This window comes from Mesorhizobium sp. WSM4850, from assembly GCF_055811735.1.
Genome location: NZ_JBVVPV010000024.1, coordinates 24538 through 44505, shown reverse-complemented (window position 1 = coordinate 44505; position 19968 = coordinate 24538). Strand labels below are relative to the sequence as shown.

Here is a 19968-nt window from a genome sequence, read left to right as displayed (position 1 = left end):
GCAGCGGCTGCAGCGCGCGGCACGAAGTCATGACGCTCGAATATGATAAAGCTATTTTGCCTGAACTCATCGTCATTCTACCACCCGGGTTGCCAAGTAACAACGAACCAGGAAGGCGCGTCAGCGGAGATCGCACTTTCCTGCCAACGACCCGATCTCGAAGGTGGATCTTCCCCGATCGGCGATTTGGGGCCGTGCCCATCAAAACCGAGCAGCGGCGGGTTGGGCTGCCGTGCTGCTTGTTCGGCTTTGTGCCCCCGATCGACTCGAGTCCGTAGGCTCGCGCGCACAAAGATTCGTCAGCGCGTGCCAATGACCGCAATGGGGCCGACTGCGGACTGTCCGGTTCTGGCTGAGATACTGAGAAAGCCGACGTTCAGACAACGACCCCATTGCGTCCTTTCGTGTCTCCCTTACGAGGTGGCGCTTTGAGCGATTCCGACCAATGTCATGCGCGATCCGAATGACTGCTTCGGCTGGCGCGTCTTACTAGAGAGCGTCACAGTCGGGCCTCGCGCTTCTCGATTGTCCGTTCGTGCAGCAGATCGAAGATGCACCCCTGCTGGATCTGCCAGATGCCTTCATCAGTCGGCATGGCGATGTCACCATTGGCCGTATGACGGAATGCCGGGATTAAGAAATTGCCGCTGACATTTCCTTTAATACTTTGACCGAGCATTCGAACGTGCGCTTCCGCCCGTACGACCGTTGTCTGAGACACCGAGAGGATATCGAACTCAACGAGTTGCACATGCTCCACATCTGCTCGCATACGCCCTGCGAGATGCCCATGTTTCTGCTGTGTAATGTTGACGGCTCGCTTCGCCATGAGGCCGAAGTTCCTGGTCTGCCAGCCAGCGAGGAATTCCCGGAACGCAAACGGAGGCTCGTCCTCAGCCATGTCCCCGGCGAATGGCCCCTCCCACCGGCGAGGCACGAACGCTTCGATAGACGCCCGGTCCGCGCGGTTCTTCTGCACCGATGTAGAGATGTCGCCCCAGTTTGTGGATCGTCGCGCCTGGTCTTTCGCCCGTCGCGCGTCCTCGTCCCGTTTGTCTGCCGCCCAATCGACCAACGCGATCATCAGCATCCAAGCCTTCCCGCAGACTGTACGATTAGCGTATCCCAGCGACCGGCCGTGAAGGATGCCGTGCCGAAGCGGCACGGACAGTGCATCGTCGCTCGACTTGCGTACTCCCTTCGTAATCCGCTCGATCGCCGCTGGCAGCGAAGAAGAGTGAGCTACCATCGAGTCGAACAAACTCAGGTCCGCATTTTTTTCGAACGGAGAGGTTCCCAGCACATCGGACGCAAAACCATCGCAGGCTATCAGGACTAGCGGAACTGCGGACCAGTAGCGGCCTTCTTCGGTCAGCGCGAGTGCCTCGCGCAGCTGATGCCATCGACCGTGGACATCGCCGAAAGACTTGCTCCGTGTGATGGCGAAGAGGTTAATGGTCTCTGGGTCTAGTACCCAGTTAATTAGGACCTCTTCCCCCGAATCCGTATCACCTTCTCTATGCTTCTCCAATGCAACACGCATCGCGTCCACCGACATGGATGAGGTCGCGAACCAACTGCGTTCTGCGAATACCGCGTTAAAGCGGTCGGGAAGATCGAGGATTGCGGATTGGGCGAGAAGCTGATCTGCACTGTCCACAACTTGCTTCGCCTTTTCACCTCCAAAACCCGTCCTGAGGGCTAGCTTCGCTAGAAAACGCCCCGCTCGCACTGCAGGGAGCGCGGCCGATAGTTCCTCCGTAGATGGCAGGTCAGCAATTCGGTTGTACTTCTTCGCCATCTCAGCCGCAGCTTTCGCTTCCATCTTGTCGGTGCCTCGCCGCAGCATAAACGTCCGCAAAAAAAGTAACAACGACCGGTATCCGTCCGCATAATTGCTGCCACCAACTGACGGTCAGAATGTCAGCCCATTGCGTGCTTTCAGGCTGAGCCGGGCCCCTACCAAATCCCATCGAACATTCGACGAGTTGTGATCGCTTGAGGGGCGCAAGCGACATCCGCGACGCGGCGTTTCAGAGAATTGCGGAGCGATACCAGATAAAGCGGCGTGTGTACCGTTGTAGGAAAAGTGAAATCTGATTAGAACTATCTGCGCGGGAGGGCGACTAGCTATGCTTCAAAAAATCCGGTTCGCTTCGGTTGAGTAGCGGCGACATTCAAGTACAGGAAGTCACAGTCCCTGCTCGGCTGGAAAATACTGCCAGCAGGGATCCAGGCGACGAAACTGAACGCAACTTTCGTTACCAACATCAGTATGGCGTGGTGCTTCTGGCAGCGGTGAGGCGCGGCACGCTCAACTACATCGCCCTGTATTGTGAACACCACGAAGACTTCCTGGCCGAACGGCCCGATGGCCTCTTCGACGGCTACCAGATCAAGACATCAAGACCTGAAAACGGGGCTTGGACGCTTGCGTCCGCCGCCCTCACCAAGTCGATCGGCCGCTTCGTCGATCTCGTGACTGCATTTCCCGGCCAGGTCGGGAAGTTCTTATTCGTGTCTAACTCCGACGTGGATTCGGTTACACCGGCCAGCACGGACGACAAGCGTCGCGGCCGTTGCCCCCGCCTCATGCTGGACCACGTGAGATCCTGCAGCGAAGCCGACGGGATACAGCCGCCATTTCGGAACACCTTCGACGCCTTGGCGGCGGAGCTCGGCGCGGAGAAAGCGCATCTCTTCGAAGTGTTGCGCCGGCTCGAAATCGTCAAAGGCCCCTCGCGTGAAGAATTCGATGCAGCACTCGCTCAAGAACATATCGGCGGACTAAGCGAATGTGCGCACCTCGCGCCGGATCCTCTCCGCGAGCTCTGCAACGACCTCGTCGCCCTATTCCACCGCGCCGCATCGCTGTATGTGGTCGACCCGGATCGTCACCTTGCGAAAGTTGCCTCGGGGACGATTGACGATCCGGTGATCACGGCCAAACGCATTATCATCGCTGATGTGGCTCTGGTCCCGGTGTCGAGGATCAGCAACACATTCCGCTACCAAGGCTCGCCGACCATCAGCCTCGGTCAAGTTCGGCCGAAGCGGATCTTGGAGCAGAAGCTGGCGCGCGGCGGCGTCGGCGCCCTGGTCGACTACATGAAGGCTCGCGAGCAGGCGGCAGAGTATCATTTTCTGGAAGAGCAGGCCAAGGATCCCGTGGCGGCGGCCCGCCAGCTACGACAAGTGGAAGAGGCGGTTCACGGAGAATGCCTAGAATCCTACATGGCGCTTCATACCCCCGGCGCGCCGTTCGGGCAGGCCATGTTCAATGACGTGGCGACCCGTCTACGCAGCTTGGAGACCAAGCGGAAAGATTTGCTTGGAGGCGCGCCCTATGAACTGCTTATGGGAACCGCAGCGCTTTTGACCGACGATTGCCGCGTGTGGTGGAGCGACCGTTTTCAGATCGATGGAGGAGAAGGGTGAGCCTTTCCGTCCTCAAGGCCGCGGCTGATGCCGAGAACGCCGATGGTCTACATCTCGCCCGCCTGCTGGTGCTCCTGCGAAGCGCCGACAAGCGCGGCAAGAGTGCCCCGAAGCCAATCGAGGGCATAACCAAACTCGCAAAGTTGGACTTCCTGCTGCGATACCCGGTCTATCTGGAGCGGGCATTGGAGGCGCTAGACAAGTCGCCGGCCGACGCAGCGGTGCTGCCGCGAGAACGCACGACCGTCGAGACGAAGATGATCCGGTTCCGCTACGGGCCGTGGGACGGACGCTATCGGCGCTGGCTCAGCCTCCTATCATCTCGCGACCTCATTACCCTGTCACTCAGCGGCCGCAAGATCGAAATCGGCTTGACTGAACGCGGCCGCGCCCTGGCCGACGATCTAGCCAACCGTCCGACCTTCAAGGACTTCGAGACGCGAGGCGCCGTCTTGATGAAAGCGGTTGGCGCCATGTCGGCCACGAAACTCAAAGATTTCGTCTACGAGATCGTCCCGGAAATCACCGGCATGAAATGGGGCGCTGAGATCGGCGCCAGCGACCCGGCGGCGGAGACTTCCGCTGTCAGTGGAGAGCGGCAATGAAGTTTAATCTCATATCCCTAAAACTGTCGCTGCGCCGTGCCGACGATCAGATCAACTTCTCAAAGCTAAGCTACTTCTGGGGGCAGATGGGTGCGGGCAAGTCGAGCATCGCCCGGCTGGTCGACTACTGTCTTGGGGGCACAATCCAGCTGTCCCCCGCGCTGCAGTCCGAGTTCGTCTCGGCGACCCTGACCCTTGAGCTTGAACGGGCTACGCTCAGCATTGAGCGGGCCCGGGACGCAGCCGACGTCTTTGCATCATGGGAGGACGATCAAGGTCGCTATTCGATCGTCATCCCGTCCCGTGTGGCTGCCGGCGAGGTCATCCCGGAAACGGGCGTAGAGACCTTGTCGGACTTAATATTCTGGCTCTCGGAGATTAACCCGCCGCGTGTTCGCAAGAGCAAGACCAAGGCGGACAGCAAGATCGTTCGCTTGTCATTGCGCGACTTGCTTTGGTACTGCTACCTCGATCAAGACCACATCGACAGTTCGTTTTTTTACCTAGAAGAATCGGCGGAATTCTACATGCGACTCAAGAGTCGCGACGTGATCCGCTACATCATCGGCTACCATGACGAGCGGGTCGCTGATCTGGAAGCAGAGCTCGATCAGCTCCGGGCGAACCGAACAGCGCGCGCTGCCTCGATCGATAGCCTATCCAGGGCATTGGCGGAGGTCGGCATTGAGTCGGAGGCTCAAGTGACAGAGCGCGAGTCGGGACTTCGCGCGTCGATAGTCAAGGTTACCGCAGAGCTGGAGGTGCTGCGCAAGGGGCGCCGCGAGGACCAGACCACTCATGCCATCGACGAGCTGGCGAAGACAGCCCGGAGCCTAGGGTCTGATATCGCCAAGCTCGACCTTAACGCCGAGGAACTCCGCGCCATGCGGGACCGTCACGTGCGGCATCGCAACGAAATCGATATGCTTAGCCTGAAATTCCGGCGCTCCGCGGAGGCCCGCGAAATCCTCGGGGACGTTGCCTTTAGCGCCTGCCCGAGATGCACCCAAGCCCTGCCTACCCGCTCAGCACAATGCTGCGACGTGTGCGGCCGCGAAGATCTGGTCGACTTAGCCGATCCCGCCGAACTCGCAGCCCTTGAGGCCGATATCGCCAGCCGACACTCCGAGCTCAAGGACGCCGTCGCAGCGATCGACAATAGTCTTGCCAGAATGCGGGCACAGCGGTCGGACTTGCTGCAGACCAAGGATAAGGCCGAAGCCGACATCAATCGCGCCATCGCCGAGCAGGACTCTGCCTTTCTGTCGATGAGCCTGCTGAAGGAACGCGAGCGCGCCACGCTAGAGGCCGAATTGGCGAGCTTCGCCTGGCTATTGCGCCTACCCGTTTTGCTGCAGCAGCAGCGCGAAGCTCTCGCCCAAATCGTCGCCCTAGAACAGTCGAAGCGCGAGGCGCTCAAACAGGCACGCAGCAAAGCAGAGGCGGATCGCACAAGCCTCGATCGTTTCGCCGGCTATTTCCTAGATTGCCTAGTTCTGTCCGGGGTGCCGGGCATCAAGCGCAACGACCATGTCGAGTTGGACCCGCCCGACTTCTACCCGGCGATACTCAGCGCCGACCCCAGCGACCTCACCCGCTCGACATTCACCTCCCTTAGCAGCGGCGGCAAGAAGACCCTCTTCAAATGCTGCTTCGCGATCGCCCTGCACCGCATCGCGGCACAGCTTCACGCGCCTCTTCCCGAGCTCCTAATCGTCGACTCCCCGATGAAGAACATCAGCGAGCGGGAGAATAAGGCACAGTTCGAAGGGTTCTATCGAATGCTCTACCAGCTCAACGCTGGAGAACTTCGGCAGACCCAGTTCATCTTGATCGACAAGGAGTTCTTCCCGCCACCCGGCGACCTCGCTGCCCGCATCACGAACCGACACATGCAGCCGGATAGTGACGTACACCAGCCACTGATACGCTACTACCGAGGCAAATAGCACGCTATCGACATTGAGAACCATTCCCGGCTTGCGTCCGAATAGTCGTTATCGGATTGGAGAGCGACTACGACATGATCTGATCACTGGCGCACGACCCTCTCCTAGGGAGTGCTTGAGGCTACGCTTGCAAGGCAAAGACAATAGCAATGTCAGCTTTCGGTAAGTCGTAGGTGTGGGTCGAACAGCCGGAATTAGGCGCTAGCCGCCCGCTCCGCTGCCCCAAGGGCCATGGAAAGCGCCCGGCCCGTCGATGCGTTCGAAGCCGTGCGCGCCGAAGAAATCGCGTTGCGCCTGGATCAGGTTCGAGGTGCCGCGGCCTTGGCGATAGCTGTCGAAATAGGCAAGCGCCGACGACAGCGCCGGCACCGGCGAGCCGGCTTCCGACGCCCTTGCCACGATGCGCCGCAGCGATGGATGCGCCTCCTGCATCATTGCAATGAAGGCCGGTGCCATCAAAAGATTGGTGGCCGCCCCGCCGCTGCCGAAGGCTTCCGCCATCGTGTCCAGCAATTGCGAGCGGATGATGCAGCCGGCCCGCCAGATCTTGGCGATGGTCGGCATCGGCAGGTTCCAGTTGAACTCCTTCGACGCGCCGCTCATCACCGCAAAGCCTTGCGCATAGGCTGATATCTTACCGGCGAACAGCGCCAGTTCGAGATCGCCAAGAAGCGCGTCCTTGTCTCCGGAAATGGTGGTCACGCCGCCTTTGCCATAGGCGTTTTCGGCGGCCAGCCGCTCGTCCTTGATCGACGACAGGACGCGCGCCGCCACTGCGGCCTCGATCGCGGTGGCCGGAATGCCGAGCTGCTGCGCTTCGATGACCGACCATTTGCCGGTACCCTTCTGGCCGGCGCGGTCGAGGATGATATCGACCACCGGCTTGCCTGTCTTCGGATCGTCGGCGTCCAGCACCTTGGCGGTGATCTCGATCAGGTAGGAGTTGAGCCGGCCCTTGTTCCAGCCGGCAAACACCTGTGCGATCTCCTTCGGCCCCATGCCTAACCCGTCGCGCAAGATGCCGTAGATCTCGGCGATCATCTGCATGTCGGCATATTCGATGCCGTTATGGATGGTCTTGACGAAATGCCCGGCGCCATCGGTGCCAAGCCATGCCGCACAGGGCTCGTCCCTGAACTTGGCCGAAATGGCGGTCAGCACCTTTTCGACGCGTTTCCAGGACTCTTCCGTGCCGCCGACCATGATCGACGGTCCATGGCGCGCGCCCTCCTCGCCGCCGGACACGCCCATGCCGATGAAGGTGAGACCCGAATCGGAAAGCTCGGAGAAGCGCCGCATCGTGTCGCGGAAATTGGCGTTGCCGGCATCGATGACGATGTCGTTGGCCGACAGCACGCCGCGCAGTGCCGCGATCTGCTCGTCGACCGGCTTGCCGGCCAGCACCATGATGATGATCGGCCGCGGCGGCCGGATGGCGGCGGCGAGTTCCTCCAGACTGTAGCAGGGCACCACCATGTTCTTCAGCGCCCCGGCATTCTCGACGAAGGCGTCGGTGCGTGCCGCGGTGCGGTTGAAAACGGCTATGCGGTGCCCTTTCTCGGCGATGTTGAGCGCCAGGTTGGAGCCCATCGTGCCGAGGCCGATCAGGCCGATTTCGGCTTTTTCCATCGTTTCTTCCCTGCTTTCGGATCTTTTGTTGAGGCGCGATTTGTAGCGGTGCCCATTCTTCTTGGGATGCCATTCTTGTCGAGATGCCAATCTTGCCGAAATGAATGACGGGCCTTCAAGGCCGCGTCAACCGCCTCGCCGAAATGTGTTGCGCAGACTGCCGGCTGGTCCTCATCACCTGATATAGATCGGCGCCTCTATCTTCACGATCTCGAAATCCGAGACGAGAATATCGAGCCGCGCCGTCCATCGGCCCGGGACCAGGACGACGAGATCGTCGACACGCCAAGTACCATCGGCGCGCTTTGTCGCCGCGCGCTTGATCGGCTCGATCCCGGCATCGGGTTTTGACAGCACCAGCGTCACTTGTTCAGCGTCGAGCGGGCCGAAATCTCCGGTCATGATGACGATCGAGGCGGCAACCGGCCCGACATGGCCGGGTGTGATGCTGAGGTCGGCCATCGCCTTCGGCGTGTGGATATGCACCGAAGCCGGCTGCGCCGCTGCGATCGCCAGGGCGCGTGGCGGCGGCGTGAAGCGCCAGCCGGCGGCAACGCCGAATATCGCCAGAACGATCAGCATCTCAATGCCGATCGAGCGGACCAGCCTCTTCTGTACTTCCGTCTCTCCCGCTTCCGCGGGACCGGTCAGCTTCCAGCGGTTGATGGCGGCCAGAATGAACAGAAACAACAGCAGCGCCAGCTTGACCAGCAGCAGCCGGCCATAGGCGGTCTCGAGCAAAGCTGCGGGCGCCTGCACCTGGACGACAGCCAGCACGAAGCCGGTGGCCGCAAGCACGGCCACGACAGCTAGGATCACCTGGGAAAACCGATGCAGGAAAGGCGCGGCCTCGGCCGGCTTCCGCCTGATAGTGAGACCGAGCGGCGCAAGCGCCCCGGCCCAGAACGCGATGCCGGCGCCGTGCAGAAACACCATCGGCCTTGTCAGCCATTGCGGTTCGGCAGCACTTGCATGTCCGCTGGCGGCAAGGGCGGCGCCGACACCGGCCAGGCCGGCAAAGGCAAACAGCTGTGCGCCGCCGCGCGGCCCGACCAGCGACAGCAGGCCAAGCCCGAGCGCCACCAGCGCGACCAGCACTGTCCAGCCGAAGCTGGTGCCGAGCCCGGCCTGCCAGACGCCTGGCTGCGCCAGCCGGACGAACGGTGCGCCGAGCGCGTCCAGTCCCTGCAAGCCGAGCGATAACGGCGCCGCGACGAGGCCGCACAGGATCGCGGCGATGACGAAGCGCCGGCCGGAACGCCCGCCCTTCGCCAGCCACGCGATGGCAAAGGCGCCGCCGACGCCGAGAAACAGGCCGACGTAGAGAAAGACCTTGCCGATCCAGATTGCCGACCTCAGACCCCGGTCGACAGCTTCGGCGACGGCCGGCGCCGCACTCGGCGCGCCGATCGAAAACAGCACCGAGCCGCCAACCGGATGGCCATCGGCGGAGATCACCCGCCAGCTCAGCACGTGCGTGCCGGATCCGAGCCGTTGCGGATTGTCGATGTCGAGCGTCAGGCCATTGAGCCGAAAGGATGTCAGCGGAACCGGCGTTCCATCGGGCCGCACCAAGGTCAGCATCAGCGGTGACACCGGCTCGCTGAAGGTCAGCGAGAACTGCGCGGGGCTCTGCGCCAGCACGGCGCCGTCCGTCGGCTCCGTTGTGACCAGCGCCGCGTGGGCGAAGGCCTGACCTGGCGCGGCAATGGCGGCAAGCAGCACGATCGCAGCCAGCAGGCAGATCGCAAATCGGCCGGTTGTGCAGACCGTTCGCAGCAGGGATGCAGCACTCATGTCACGGCACAAAACAGCGGCGCACTCTTTGGAACAAGGCGCGCCGCCAAAAAATCATAGCTTCGGCGCAAGCTTGAGGCCGGGCGCCGGATATTCCAGCGCGTCCTCATCCTGGCCGGCCGCTGGAATCTCGATCCAGCGTTCGGCGGCGCCGTCGCATTCCTGCACCACCGGGAAGTAGAGCGTTTGGCCTGCCGGCAGATCCGCCGCCAGTGTCCCGCGGAAGACGAATTCGTCGTAGAATTCGTCCGGCAGGCTGCCGCCGCTCCAATTGACTTCCTTGACGCCGCTGGACACCTCTTGACCATGGAGCTGATAGGATTTCTCGTATCTGCCGTTCTTGACCTGCAGCGTCCAGCCGGCCTTCGGCATCGGCTTCACTGAAATCACTCCCTCCGGGATCTGCACGCGCACGGCGGTCGTCGCCTTGCCTTCACAGCCATGCGGCACACGCAGGACGGCCTTGTAGGTCGAACCGACCGCCGCCTCCTGCGCTTCCAGCGTAATGTGGGCAAAGGCAGCACTTGTCCCCAGGACGAAAAACGCGCCGACCGACAGAAGATAATTGTTCATGATGGTTCCTCGAGTTTGAATTGAGCGGATCTGGCCGGATCAATTGGCATGGTCGTGCATGCCGCCCGTTTCGCCCATGCCTTCCACCGCGAACTCGACGGCGACCGTGCCAGCCTTTTCGAAGGTCAGCGCAGCGGAAAACTTCTCGCCTTGTTTGGGCTGACGCTTGAGGCCGATAAACATCAAGTGATAACCGCCGGGAGCCAGCGCGACCTTGCCGCCGGCCGGGATTTCGAGGCCACCGCTGACCGGCCGCATGGTCATGACGCCGTCCTTGACACCCATTTCGTGCAGTTCGGTCCTGTCCGACACGTCAGAGGAGATCGACAGCAGCCGATCCGGCGAACTGCCGGTGTTGGTCACGGTGAAGTAGCCGCCGGCCACTTTGGCGCCAGGCGGTGTGGCGCGCGACCAGGGATGCACGATCTCGAGGTCGCCAGCCCTGAACTCATGCGCGAAAACGGCCTGGGCGCTGACGAACAGCAGGGCGAGGAGGAGTACGGTAACGCCGAGTCGCTCCTCGAAGCTGCGCAGGAAGCGGCTGTTGCGGCCGAGCCGCGCGCGAAAAGTGTGAGACATGATAGCTCCAGGAACTGAGAAATCGCGCCGTCGGCCGGTCGCGAACAGTTTCGATGTTGAACGCATTCGCCCGCGAAAAATTCCGCAAGGCGAACCGGGACGGATCAGGCCGTCACCGGAGGCGCGCGCGGATTCGACGGAGAGCGGTCGCGGGCAAAGTCGAGATGCCTGAACGCCGGCAGCACAAACGCGACGGTTTCGACGGAAAAATTGCCGGACAGCGTGGCGGCAGCGGGCGGCGGCGCGTAGACAGCCGAAGCCATGCCGCAGCCAGGCATGCAGCAAGCCGGCATGTGCTGCTGGTGCGGATCGCCGCTTGGAAGCTGCGCCGCGCCCTCATGGGTGCAGATGACGTTGCCGAAAGCGTCGCGTTGCGAAGCATCCGGCCCGATGCCGAAGGCGAATGCGCCAAGCACCGACTGGAGCACCAGCAAATAGGCCGCGGCGAATGCCGCCGGCATGCTCCATCGTCTCCGCCGGATATTCAAATGCCTGCCTCTTCACGCAGCAACGGCAAGATATCTAGCACGCGGCCGGCGGTCGGAAAATCGCCAAATTACCACTGCGGCAACGCGGCGCTTTAATGCATGTCGCGCAAAAGTGTGCAGCGGTTTTGCGATAACGACATGCATAAAACAACAACCTAAAGCTCGCTATGGTTGCTGGCCCTCCGGGATCGAGGTCAACAGCGTATTGCGCGCCGATTTCAGATGCTTGCGGCAGGCGGCGTCGACCTTGCCGAGATCGCGCGATTTGAGCGCCCCGATATAGGCCAGGTGTTCCGCGACCGCCACTTCGTTGCGCTCCCGCTCCTGCGCCTTGTTCCACTGATAGTGGTAGTGGAAGATCATGGCGATGACGTCGTAGAAATCGACGATGAAGCGATTGTGCGACGCGCGGTGGATCAGCCGGTGAAAGCGCTCGTCGAGTTCCGAGAATTCGTTGAAGCGCGTGGCGATCTCGCGCGCCAGCAGGCGATGCTCGTCCTCCAGCAGGTCGAGGTCGGCCCACACCGGGCTGTCTTCCGGCAGCGCGGCGAAGGCGGCGGCCGAGCGCAGTTCGAACATCTCGCGGATTTCGGTCAGTTCCAGCGCGAAAGCGCGGGTAAAGCCTTTCAGCACCCAATGGCTGTTGCGGCGCTTCTCGATCAGCCCGAAACGGGAAAAGCGGATCAGGAACTCGCGCACGCTGGTGGTGCCAACGCCGATCTCGCGCGCCAGCTCGAGTTCGTTGATCTGCATGCCGGGCTCAGCACCGCCGGCAAGCAGCCGCCGCATGAAGGAGCGCTCGATGATCTGCGAGAGCGTGTCGGTTTCTTCCTCGGGAAAAAAGTCGTCCGGCCGCGGCACGCGCAAAACCGTCTTGCTGCGCTTGTTCCAGGCGATCAGCCCGGTCTCTTCCATGCGCGCAAGGATGGTGCGGATCGTCGTGCGGCTGACGCCAAGCAGGGTGCCCAGCTCGGGCTCCGACGGCAGGCTTTTCGTTTCGTCGAGCAGCCGCAAACCGCGATTGTAGGCGTCCTTATAGACGTTGTTGCTCTTCGACATCCCCTGCCCCGTTGCGCGCCGGCGCTTGCGGCGGCCGGCTTGAAGCGCGATATGCAGATGCTTCTGGCGCAGGCTCCCGGGAAGCGGAATCGCTTTTCGGAAGTCAGGCCTGGTTCCAGCGTCCGGTCCTCTGCGCATCCGCAAGAACGCGCGGCTTCGTCACGAAAAAACAATTGACGCAAAACTGTTTTTTCACGATAAAAGACATTAACCGTTAACAGGCGCGTGTCAATCGCTTGCCGATCCCAGGAACACCCAGGAAACTGCCCGTGAACACCGCAAACAGCATTCTTCTGTCCTCCGCCGACAATGTCGCGGTCGCCAACGGCCGCATCGAGATCGGCGCGGTGCTGCCGGGCGGCGCCGTTGCCACGGCGCTGATCGAACCCGGCCACAAGGTGGCGATCAAGCCGATTGCCGCCGGCGAGGCCGTGGTCAAATACGCCCAGGCGATCGGCCGCGCCACTGAAGCCATTGCGCCCGGCGAGCATGTCCATTCGCACAATCTGGTCTTCGAATCCGGGCGTTTGCCAGTGGTGCCGCCGAGCGAGGCCGTGCACGCCACAGAGGCCGATCGCGCCCGCACCTTCATGGGCTACCGCCGCGCCGACGGCCGTGCCGGCACGCGCAACTTCATCGGCGTTCTCGCCAGCGTCAATTGCTCGGCCACCGTTTGCCACGCCATCGCCGACGAGGCGAACCGGACGCTGCTGCCCAGATATCCGGGGATCGACGGCTTCGTTCCCATCGTTCACGGCCAGGGCTGCGGCATGAGCGCCACCGGCGACGGCATGATGGTGCTGCACCGCACGCTGGCCGGCTATGCTCGTCACCCGAATTTTGGCGGTGTGCTGATGGTCGGTCTCGGCTGCGAGGTCAACCAGCTCACCCTCTATGGCCAGAAGGGCGTCGCCGCGGGAAAGCGCCATTTCAACATCCAGGAAGCCGGCGGCTCGCGCAAATCGGTCGAGAAGGCGTTGGTCGTGCTGGCCGAGATATCAGAGGAGGTCGGCAAGCTTGAGCGTGAGCCGATCCCGGTCAGCGAGATCGTCGTCGGCCTGCAATGCGGCGGCTCCGACGGCATGTCCGGCATCACCGCCAATCCGGCGCTGGGCGCCGCCGTCGACATCCTGGCCGGCGTCGGCGGCATCGGCATCCTTTCCGAGACGACGGAAATCTACGGCGCCGAGCATCTGCTCGCCTATCGCGCGGCGACCCCGGAGATCGCCGCCAAGCTCGATGGCTATGTAAAATGGTGGGAAGACCATGTTGCCAAGCATGGCGCCTCCATCGACAACAATCCGTCGCCAGGCAACAAGCGCGGCGGCCTGACTACCATTTTGGAGAAGTCGCTTGGCGCAGTCGCCAAGGGCGGCCAGACGCCGCTCAACGGCGTCTTTGGCTACGCCGAGAAGGTCGCCGGCCACGGGCTGGTGTTCATGGACACGCCCGGCTACGACCCGGTTTCCGCCACCGGCCAGGTGGCTGGCGGCGCCAACGTCATCGTCTTCACCACCGGCCGCGGTTCCTGCTTCGGCTGCCGGCCGACACCGTCGATCAAGGTCGCCAGCAACTCGACCATGTACCACACGATGGAAGAGGACATGGACGTGAATTGCGGCGTCATCGCCTCGGGCGAAAAGACCATTGCCGGCATGGGCCGCGAGATTTTCGAGCTGATCGTCGAGACGGCTTCCGGCCGCAAGACCAAGAGCGAGGAGTTCGGCTACGGCGACAACGAGTTCGTGCCGTGGCACCTTGGAGCGACCCTCTAGAACAGCCACCAACTGACTTGAGACATGGACGGGGCCGGCAAATGGCCGGTGGGAGGTTTTGCATGAAGAAACGCCGTGTCGGCAGCACCGCGCTGGAAATAACCGAGGTCAGCTTCGGCGGCGCGGCGGTCGGCGGGCTCTACCGAGCCTGTCCACGCGAGACGGCGATGCAGACGCTTCAGGTCGCCTGGGATGCCGGCTTGCGCTATTTCGATACCGCGCCGTTCTACGGCTTCGGCCTTTCGGAACGCCGCTTCGGCGATTTCCTGCGCGACAAGCCGCGGGACTCTTACGTGCTGTCGACCAAGGTCGGGCGCCTGTTGCGGCCGGTGCCGGAAGACCGGATTCCGGACCATTCCTATGTTGATCCGCTGCCCTTTACGCCCGACTACGACTATTCCTACGACGGCATCATGCGCTCCGTCGAGTTCAGCTATGCGCGGCTTGGCCTCAATCGAATCGACATCCTGTTCGTTCACGACATCGGCGTCTATACGCATGGCGTCGAGAAAACGAAGCTGCATTTCCGCCAGTTTATGGATGGCGGGCTGAAGGCGCTGGAAGAGCTGAAGTCGCACAAGGTCATTTCCGCCTACGGCCTTGGCGTCAACGAGGTGCAGATCTGTCTCGATGTGCTGCGCCAGGCGCCGCTCGACTGCATCCTGCTCGCCAGCCGCTATTCGCTGCTCGACCGCACCGCCGAAGCCGAATTGCTGCCGCTTTGCCGGCAACGGCAGACCTCGCTGATCATCGGTGGCGTCTTCAACTCGGGCATCCTGGCGACCGGTCCGGTGCCGGGTGCGCATTTCGACTACCTGCCGGCCACCCAGGACATTCTCGACCGCGTCGGCGCCATGGAAAAAATCGCCACCGAGGGCGGCTACCCGCTTGCCGCGGCGGCGTTCCAGTTCCCGCTGCACGAGCCTGTGGTGGCTTCTGTGCTGACGGGCACCGCCAAACCGGCCAATCTGGCGCGAAATCTGCAACTGCTCGACATCCAGGTGCCCGAAACAGAATTCGCCAAATATGATCCCTACACGGTCGTTCAGAAACTCGGCTGATGCGTAGCGGCCTTCGCTGGTTGAACGGCGGGCGGTGCGATCAGGAGGCGCTCCACCGTACGCCTCAAAAAAAGAATGAATATTCTATCTTGACCGGAAGATGGAATTAATATTCCATACCTTTTCGGGGAGGGGGTTTGGCAATGAGCACCGGCACTCCCTTCCGGTCGAGGCATACGCAGGACGATACAACACCGCTTGCGTCGACCGGACCGATGCACTATCAAAATGCGGTAAATGTTTTTTATTGATAAAGTTCCGTTTGGGCAACGCCTATCCAAACCGAGCTTCCGCTACGTTCACCGGGCGACTTAGGGAGGAAGTCTAATGAAATTCGTGACCAGCATTCTCAACCGCCGCGCATTCGTGGCACTCGCCGCCGCCTCGATGCTTGCCGGCGTGATGCATTCGGCGCCGGCTTCGGCGGCGGACGTAACCATCCCGATCATCGTCAAGGACACCACCTCTTTCTACTGGCAGATCGTCCTGGCCGGCGCCCGCAAGGCCGGAAAGGACCTCGGCGTCAACGTGCCGGAACTCGGCGCCCAGGCGGAGACCGACGTCAACGGCCAGATCTCGATCCTTGAAAACGCCGTCGCCGGCAACCCGGCTGCCGTGGTCATCGCACCAACCGAGGCTAAGGCGCTCGGCAAGCCGATCGATGAGGCAGCCACCAACGTCAAGATCATCGGCATCGACTCCGGCGCCGACTCCAAGGCCTTCACCTCGTTCCTGACCACGGACAATATCCAGGGCGGCCGCGTCGCCGCTGACGGGCTGGCCGCCGCGATCGGCGAAGCCAATGGCGGCAAAATCGAGGGCGACGTCGCCCTGATCACCGCGCTTCCGGGTGCCGGCTCGCTCGAGCAGCGCGCCCAGGGCTTCAAGGAACAGCTTGCCGCCAAATATCCCGGCCTCAAGCTCATTGCCGACAAATACGCCGACGGCCAGGCCACCACCGGCCTCAACATCGCAACCGACCTGATCACCGCCAACCCGAACCTCAAGGGCATCTTCGCCTCCAACCTGATCATGGCGCAGGGCGTCGGTCAGGCGATCGCCGAGAACAGCCTTGCCGGCAAGGTCGGGCTGATCGGTTTCGACAGCGACGAGAAGCTGGTCAAGTTCCTCAATGACGGCGTCATTTCCGGCCTCGTCGTGCAGGATCCGTACCGGATGGGCTATGACGGCATCAAGACGGCGCTCGCTGCCTCGAAGGGCGAGAAGGTCGAGGCCAATGTCGACACCGGCGCCAACCTCGTCACCAAGGCTAACATGAAAGATCCGAAGATCGACGCGCTGCTCAATCCGAAGCTCGACTGAGCACCGGCATTGGCGCACCGTTTCCGGGGCTTTTTGTCCCGGAAACGACCCACACTCGTGCCACTCGTGAGGCCAATCTGGGAGGGATTGTCATGACGTCGACGGCGCAGGAACTGCATCCGGCCCCAACGCTGGAACCGGGCAGGACGATCCTCGAACTCAAGGGCCTGGAGAAGCGATATCCCGGCACGCACGCGCTGAAGCCGGTTAACCTCGCCTTCAAGGCCAGCGAAATCCACGCCATTGTCGGCGAGAACGGTGCCGGCAAATCCACCCTGATCAAGCTTTTGACCGGCGTCATGCCGCGCACCTCCGGCGACGTCATCTGGGAGGGCAAGCCGGCAGCGCTGGCGACGCCGCATGAGGCGATGGCGCTCGGCATCAATGCCGTGCACCAGGAGGTCGTTCTGTGCCGCCATCTCACTGTCGCGGCCAACATGTTCCTCGGCGAGGAGGATTCCCGCTTCGGCATCCTGCAGCAGCGGGCCATGGTCAGGGAAGCGCAGAAGATCATCGACGATCTCGGCTTCGATCTGCCGGCGCATGTCGTGCTGGGTGACCTGACCATAGGCCAGCAGCAGCTGATCGCCGCCGCCCGCGCCACCGTGCGCGGCACCAAGTTCCTGATCTTCGACGAACCGACTGCCTATCTCACCCGCAAGGAAGCCGACCAGCTGTTCACGCTGATCCGCCGGCTGAAGGGCGAAGGCGTCACCATCATCTACATCAGCCACCGCATGGAAGAGGTGTTCGAGCTCGCCGACCGCGTCTCGGTGCTGCGCGACGGCACGCTTGTCGGCACCAGGAATATCGCCGAGACCAACGACGCCGAGCTGGTCAAGATGATGATCAACCGCTCGATCGAGCAAGTCTATCACAAGGAGCATTTTACCCCGGGCGCGACGCTGTTCGAAGCCCGAAATCTTTCCGGCAAGGGCTTCGAAAATGTCTCGATGACGGTCCGTGCCGGCGAAATCGTCGGGCTCTACGGCCTGATCGGTGCCGGGCGCAGCGAGTTCGTCACCACGCTCTACGGGCGTCACCGCAAGTCGGCCGGCCAGATCCTCTGGGAGGGCAAGGAGGTTCAGGTCAACTCCGAGCATGACGCTATCAGGCTCGGCATGGCGCTGGCGCCGGAAAGCCGCCGTGACCAGGGCCTCTGCCTCAACCTGCCGGTCGGCCTCAATCTCAATCTGCCGATCTACAAGCGCATCTCCAGCAATCTGCTGATCTCCAGCGCACAGGAGAAGACCGAGGCGGATCGCCAGATCGCCAATCTCAGGATCAAGACGCCGACGCGCAACGCGCTCGCCTCCAGCCTGTCCGGCGGTAACCAGCAGAAGATCGTCATCGGCAAATGGCTGGCGCACGGCGCCAAGCTGTTCATCTTCGACGAGCCGACAGTTGGCGTCGATGTCGGCACCAAGGCCGAGATCTACCGCCTGTTCGGCGAACTGTTGTCCAAGGGCGCCGGCATCATCCTGATCTCGTCCTACCTGCCCGAGGTCTATGAACTCGCCGACACGCTGCATGTGTTCCGGCGCGGCAAACTGGTGGCCACTCATGGTTTCCACACTGCCGACCATGAGGAGATCCTCACCCAGGCGCTGGCCGAGAAACAAGAAAAACCGGGAGGACAGATATGAGCACCGAGGCGATACCGGCCGAAAGGCCGAAACGCAACTACAACGCCCTGTTCGGGCTGACACTGCTGGCGCTGCTGGTTCTTTTGTGGATCATCCTGTCGGTGGCGACGCCGAGCTTCGCCTCTGCCAACAACATCTCGAACCTGCTGCGGCAAGGTTCGATGATCGCCATCCTGGCGGTCGGCCAGACCTTCGTCATCATCACCGGCGGTATCGACCTTTCCGTCGGCGCCGTGGTTGGCTTCGCCACCGTCATCGTGGCGATGCTGATCAATGCCGGCGTGCCGATTTACCTCGCCATCCTGATCACCTTGCTGGTCGGCGTCGCCATCGGCCTGTTCCACGGTTTTGGCATCGTCAAGATGGGCCTGCCGCCCTTCATCATCACGCTGGCGACGCTGACCTCGCTGCGCGGCATCGGCCTTTTGATGACGAACGGCAACTCGATCTCGATCAACAACGACGCCTTCCAGCTGTTTTCGCGCAGCTCGTTCCTCGGCGTCCCCAATCTGTTCTGGATGGTGATCCTGGTTGGCATCCCTGCCTACATCTTCCTGCATCACAGCCGCTGGGGCCGGTATCTGTTCTCGGTCGGCTCCAACGCCGAGGCATCGCGTCTGTCCGGCGTCAACGTCCAGCGCACCATCTACATGGCCTATACGCTGTCGGGCCTCTGTGCGGCTTTTGTCGGCGTGCTGCTTGCCTCGCGCATCGGCATCGGCAATCCGACGCAGGCCGAGGGCTGGGAGTTGCAGGCGATCGCCTCGTCGGTGATCGGCGGCACTTCGCTGTTCGGGGCCGTCGGCTCGGTGCACGGACCGCTGCTCGGCGCCTTCATCCTCGCCACTATCAACAACGGCGCCAATCTCTTGAACGTCAATGCCTTCTGGCAGCGCATCATTACCGGCGTGCTGATCATCGTCATCGTCTATTTCGACGGCCTGCGCCGCCGCGGCAAGTAGACCATCTTAACAACCGCCGGCCCGGCGATCGGGCCGGCGGTGCCATGAACCGACTGGATCAAAGCATGAAAGCCGTCATCTGCCGTTCGCCCGGCGATCTTGTTGTGGAAGACCGCCCGGCGCCGAGCACACCACCGCCGGGCTGGGCGCTGGTCGCGGTCAGTCATGTCGGCATCTGCGGCACCGACTATCACATCTTCGAGGGCAAACATCCGTTCCTCGCCTATCCCCGCATCATGGGTCACGAGGTCTCCGGCACCGTGATCGAGGCCGGCGAAGGCGTCGATCTGGCTGTGGGCGAGCCGGTGATCATCAATCCTTATCTCGCCTGCGGCAAATGCATCGCCTGCCGGCAAGGCAAGCCGAATTGCTGCGTCAGGATCGAAGTGCTCGGCGTCCACCGCGACGGCGCCATGTGCGAACGGATCCTGGTGCCGGCGCAAAATCTTTACCCGGCCAACGGCCTGTCGCTGGCCGATGCCGCCGCCGTCGAATTCCTGGCGATCGGGGCGCATGCCGTGCGGCGCTCGCTGGCTGATCCCGGCGCGCGCGCGCTGGTCATCGGCGCCGGGCCGATCGGCCTCGGCACAGCGCTGTTTGCCCGCATCGCCGGCCTCGACGTAACGCTGCTCGACATGAGTGCGGAGAGGCTGGGTTTTGCTGCAAGCGAACTCGGCTTCGCCACCCTCGACGGTTCGCGGCAGTCTGCGACCGATCTGGTGCGCGAGGCGACCAACGGCGAAGGTTTTGACGTGATTTTCGATGCCACCGGCAACACTCAGTCCGTGCAGTCGGCCTTCGCCCATGTCGCGCATGGCGGAACGCTGGTCCTGGTCAGCGTCGTCAAGGACGACATCGTCTTTTCCGATCCCGAATTCCACAAGCGCGAGATGACGCTGATCGGCAGCCGCAACGCGCTGCGCGCCGACTTCGACCATGTCGCTGCCTCGATCCGCGATGGTGCTGTGCCGCTGGCAAAGCTCGTCACCCATCGCACGACGCTTTCGGATACACCGCGCGACCTCGCCCGCTGGGCGCATGCGAAATCCGGCCTGATCAAGGCAGTCATCCAGGTCGGATAAGA

16 protein-coding genes are annotated in these 19968 nt (G+C 62.3%); 9 read left to right on the top strand and 7 right to left on the bottom strand.

Annotation, left to right across the window (positions count from 1 at the left end):
* Positions 1-499: 499 nt before the first annotated feature.
* Positions 500-1873: a hypothetical protein gene (locus AC0L2Z_RS21455; protein WP_287184047.1), complete on the bottom strand. Its 1374-nt coding sequence runs from the start codon at positions 1871-1873 to the stop codon at positions 500-502.
* A 287-nt stretch (positions 1874-2160) separates the two neighbouring features.
* Here AC0L2Z_RS21455 and AC0L2Z_RS21450 point away from each other — a divergent pair, with 287 nt between their 5' ends.
* Genes AC0L2Z_RS21450 through AC0L2Z_RS21440 form a run of 3 tightly spaced genes read left to right on the top strand, consistent with a single transcriptional unit; the run spans position 2161 to position 5992 of the window.
* A complete protein-coding gene (locus tag AC0L2Z_RS21450) occupies positions 2161-3438 on the top strand; it encodes a dsDNA nuclease domain-containing protein (RefSeq protein ID WP_287184044.1) in 1278 nt (425 codons plus the stop codon).
* Positions 3435-4043 (top strand): hypothetical protein, encoded by a 609-nt coding sequence (locus AC0L2Z_RS21445; RefSeq protein WP_287184041.1) that lies wholly within the window; start codon positions 3435-3437, stop codon positions 4041-4043. Before AC0L2Z_RS21450 ends, AC0L2Z_RS21445 begins: the two co-directional genes overlap by 4 nt.
* Positions 4040-5992, top strand: a complete 1953-nt coding sequence (locus tag AC0L2Z_RS21440) for a coiled-coil domain-containing protein (RefSeq protein WP_287184038.1) — start codon at positions 4040-4042, stop codon at positions 5990-5992. The genes AC0L2Z_RS21445 and AC0L2Z_RS21440 overlap by 4 nt, the downstream gene beginning before the upstream one ends.
* 201 nt (positions 5993-6193) lie before the next feature.
* Here the strand turns inward: AC0L2Z_RS21440 and gndA are convergent, their stop codons facing one another.
* The 6 genes from gndA to AC0L2Z_RS21410 form a co-directional block, all read right to left on the bottom strand.
* On the bottom strand, positions 6194-7621 hold the full coding sequence (gene gndA / locus AC0L2Z_RS21435; protein WP_473629244.1) for an NADP-dependent phosphogluconate dehydrogenase: 1428 nt from the start codon (positions 7619-7621) through the stop codon (positions 6194-6196).
* A 174-nt stretch (positions 7622-7795) separates the two neighbouring features.
* Positions 7796-9418, bottom strand: a complete 1623-nt coding sequence (locus AC0L2Z_RS21430) for a copper resistance CopC/CopD family protein (protein WP_473629243.1) — start codon at positions 9416-9418, stop codon at positions 7796-7798.
* A gap of 54 nt (positions 9419-9472) precedes the next feature.
* Entirely contained in the window at positions 9473-9991 is a 519-nt protein-coding gene (locus AC0L2Z_RS21425; protein ID WP_473629242.1) for a YcnI family copper-binding membrane protein, read from the bottom strand.
* Positions 9992-10030: 39 nt separating this feature from the next.
* A complete protein-coding gene (locus tag AC0L2Z_RS21420) occupies positions 10031-10570 on the bottom strand; it encodes a copper chaperone PCu(A)C (protein ID WP_473629241.1) in 540 nt (179 codons plus the stop codon).
* Positions 10571-10674: 104 nt separating this feature from the next.
* A complete protein-coding gene (locus AC0L2Z_RS21415; RefSeq protein WP_473629240.1) occupies positions 10675-11031 on the bottom strand; it encodes a DUF2946 family protein in 357 nt (118 codons plus the stop codon).
* Between the two features lie 192 nt (positions 11032-11223).
* Complete coding sequence (locus AC0L2Z_RS21410; protein WP_473629239.1) at positions 11224-12117, bottom strand: GntR family transcriptional regulator; 894 nt, start codon at positions 12115-12117, stop codon at positions 11224-11226.
* A gap of 269 nt (positions 12118-12386) precedes the next feature.
* On the opposite strand from AC0L2Z_RS21410, the gene AC0L2Z_RS21405 reads away from it, so the two are divergent.
* The 6 genes from AC0L2Z_RS21405 to AC0L2Z_RS21380 all read left to right on the top strand — a co-directional run bounded on the left by AC0L2Z_RS21405 (position 12387) and on the right by AC0L2Z_RS21380 (position 19966).
* Entirely contained in the window at positions 12387-13892 is a 1506-nt protein-coding gene (locus tag AC0L2Z_RS21405) for a UxaA family hydrolase (protein ID WP_473629238.1), read from the top strand.
* Between the two features lie 62 nt (positions 13893-13954).
* On the top strand, positions 13955-14953 hold the full coding sequence (locus AC0L2Z_RS21400) for an aldo/keto reductase (protein ID WP_473629237.1): 999 nt from the start codon (positions 13955-13957) through the stop codon (positions 14951-14953).
* 327 nt (positions 14954-15280) lie between these two features.
* Positions 15281-16276: an ABC transporter substrate-binding protein gene (locus AC0L2Z_RS21395; protein ID WP_027153111.1), complete on the top strand. Its 996-nt coding sequence runs from the start codon at positions 15281-15283 to the stop codon at positions 16274-16276.
* A 92-nt stretch (positions 16277-16368) separates the two neighbouring features.
* Positions 16369-17922 (top strand): sugar ABC transporter ATP-binding protein, encoded by a 1554-nt coding sequence (locus AC0L2Z_RS21390; RefSeq protein ID WP_473629236.1) that lies wholly within the window; start codon positions 16369-16371, stop codon positions 17920-17922.
* Positions 17919-18884 (top strand): ABC transporter permease, encoded by a 966-nt coding sequence (locus AC0L2Z_RS21385; RefSeq protein WP_287297005.1) that lies wholly within the window; start codon positions 17919-17921, stop codon positions 18882-18884. Before AC0L2Z_RS21390 ends, AC0L2Z_RS21385 begins: the two co-directional genes overlap by 4 nt.
* A 65-nt stretch (positions 18885-18949) precedes the next feature.
* Positions 18950-19966 carry a zinc-binding alcohol dehydrogenase family protein gene (locus AC0L2Z_RS21380; RefSeq protein ID WP_473629235.1) on the top strand — a complete coding sequence of 339 codons (1017 nt, stop codon included), beginning with the start codon at positions 18950-18952 and terminating at the stop codon, positions 19964-19966.
* The last annotated feature ends 2 nt before the right edge of the window (positions 19967-19968 follow it).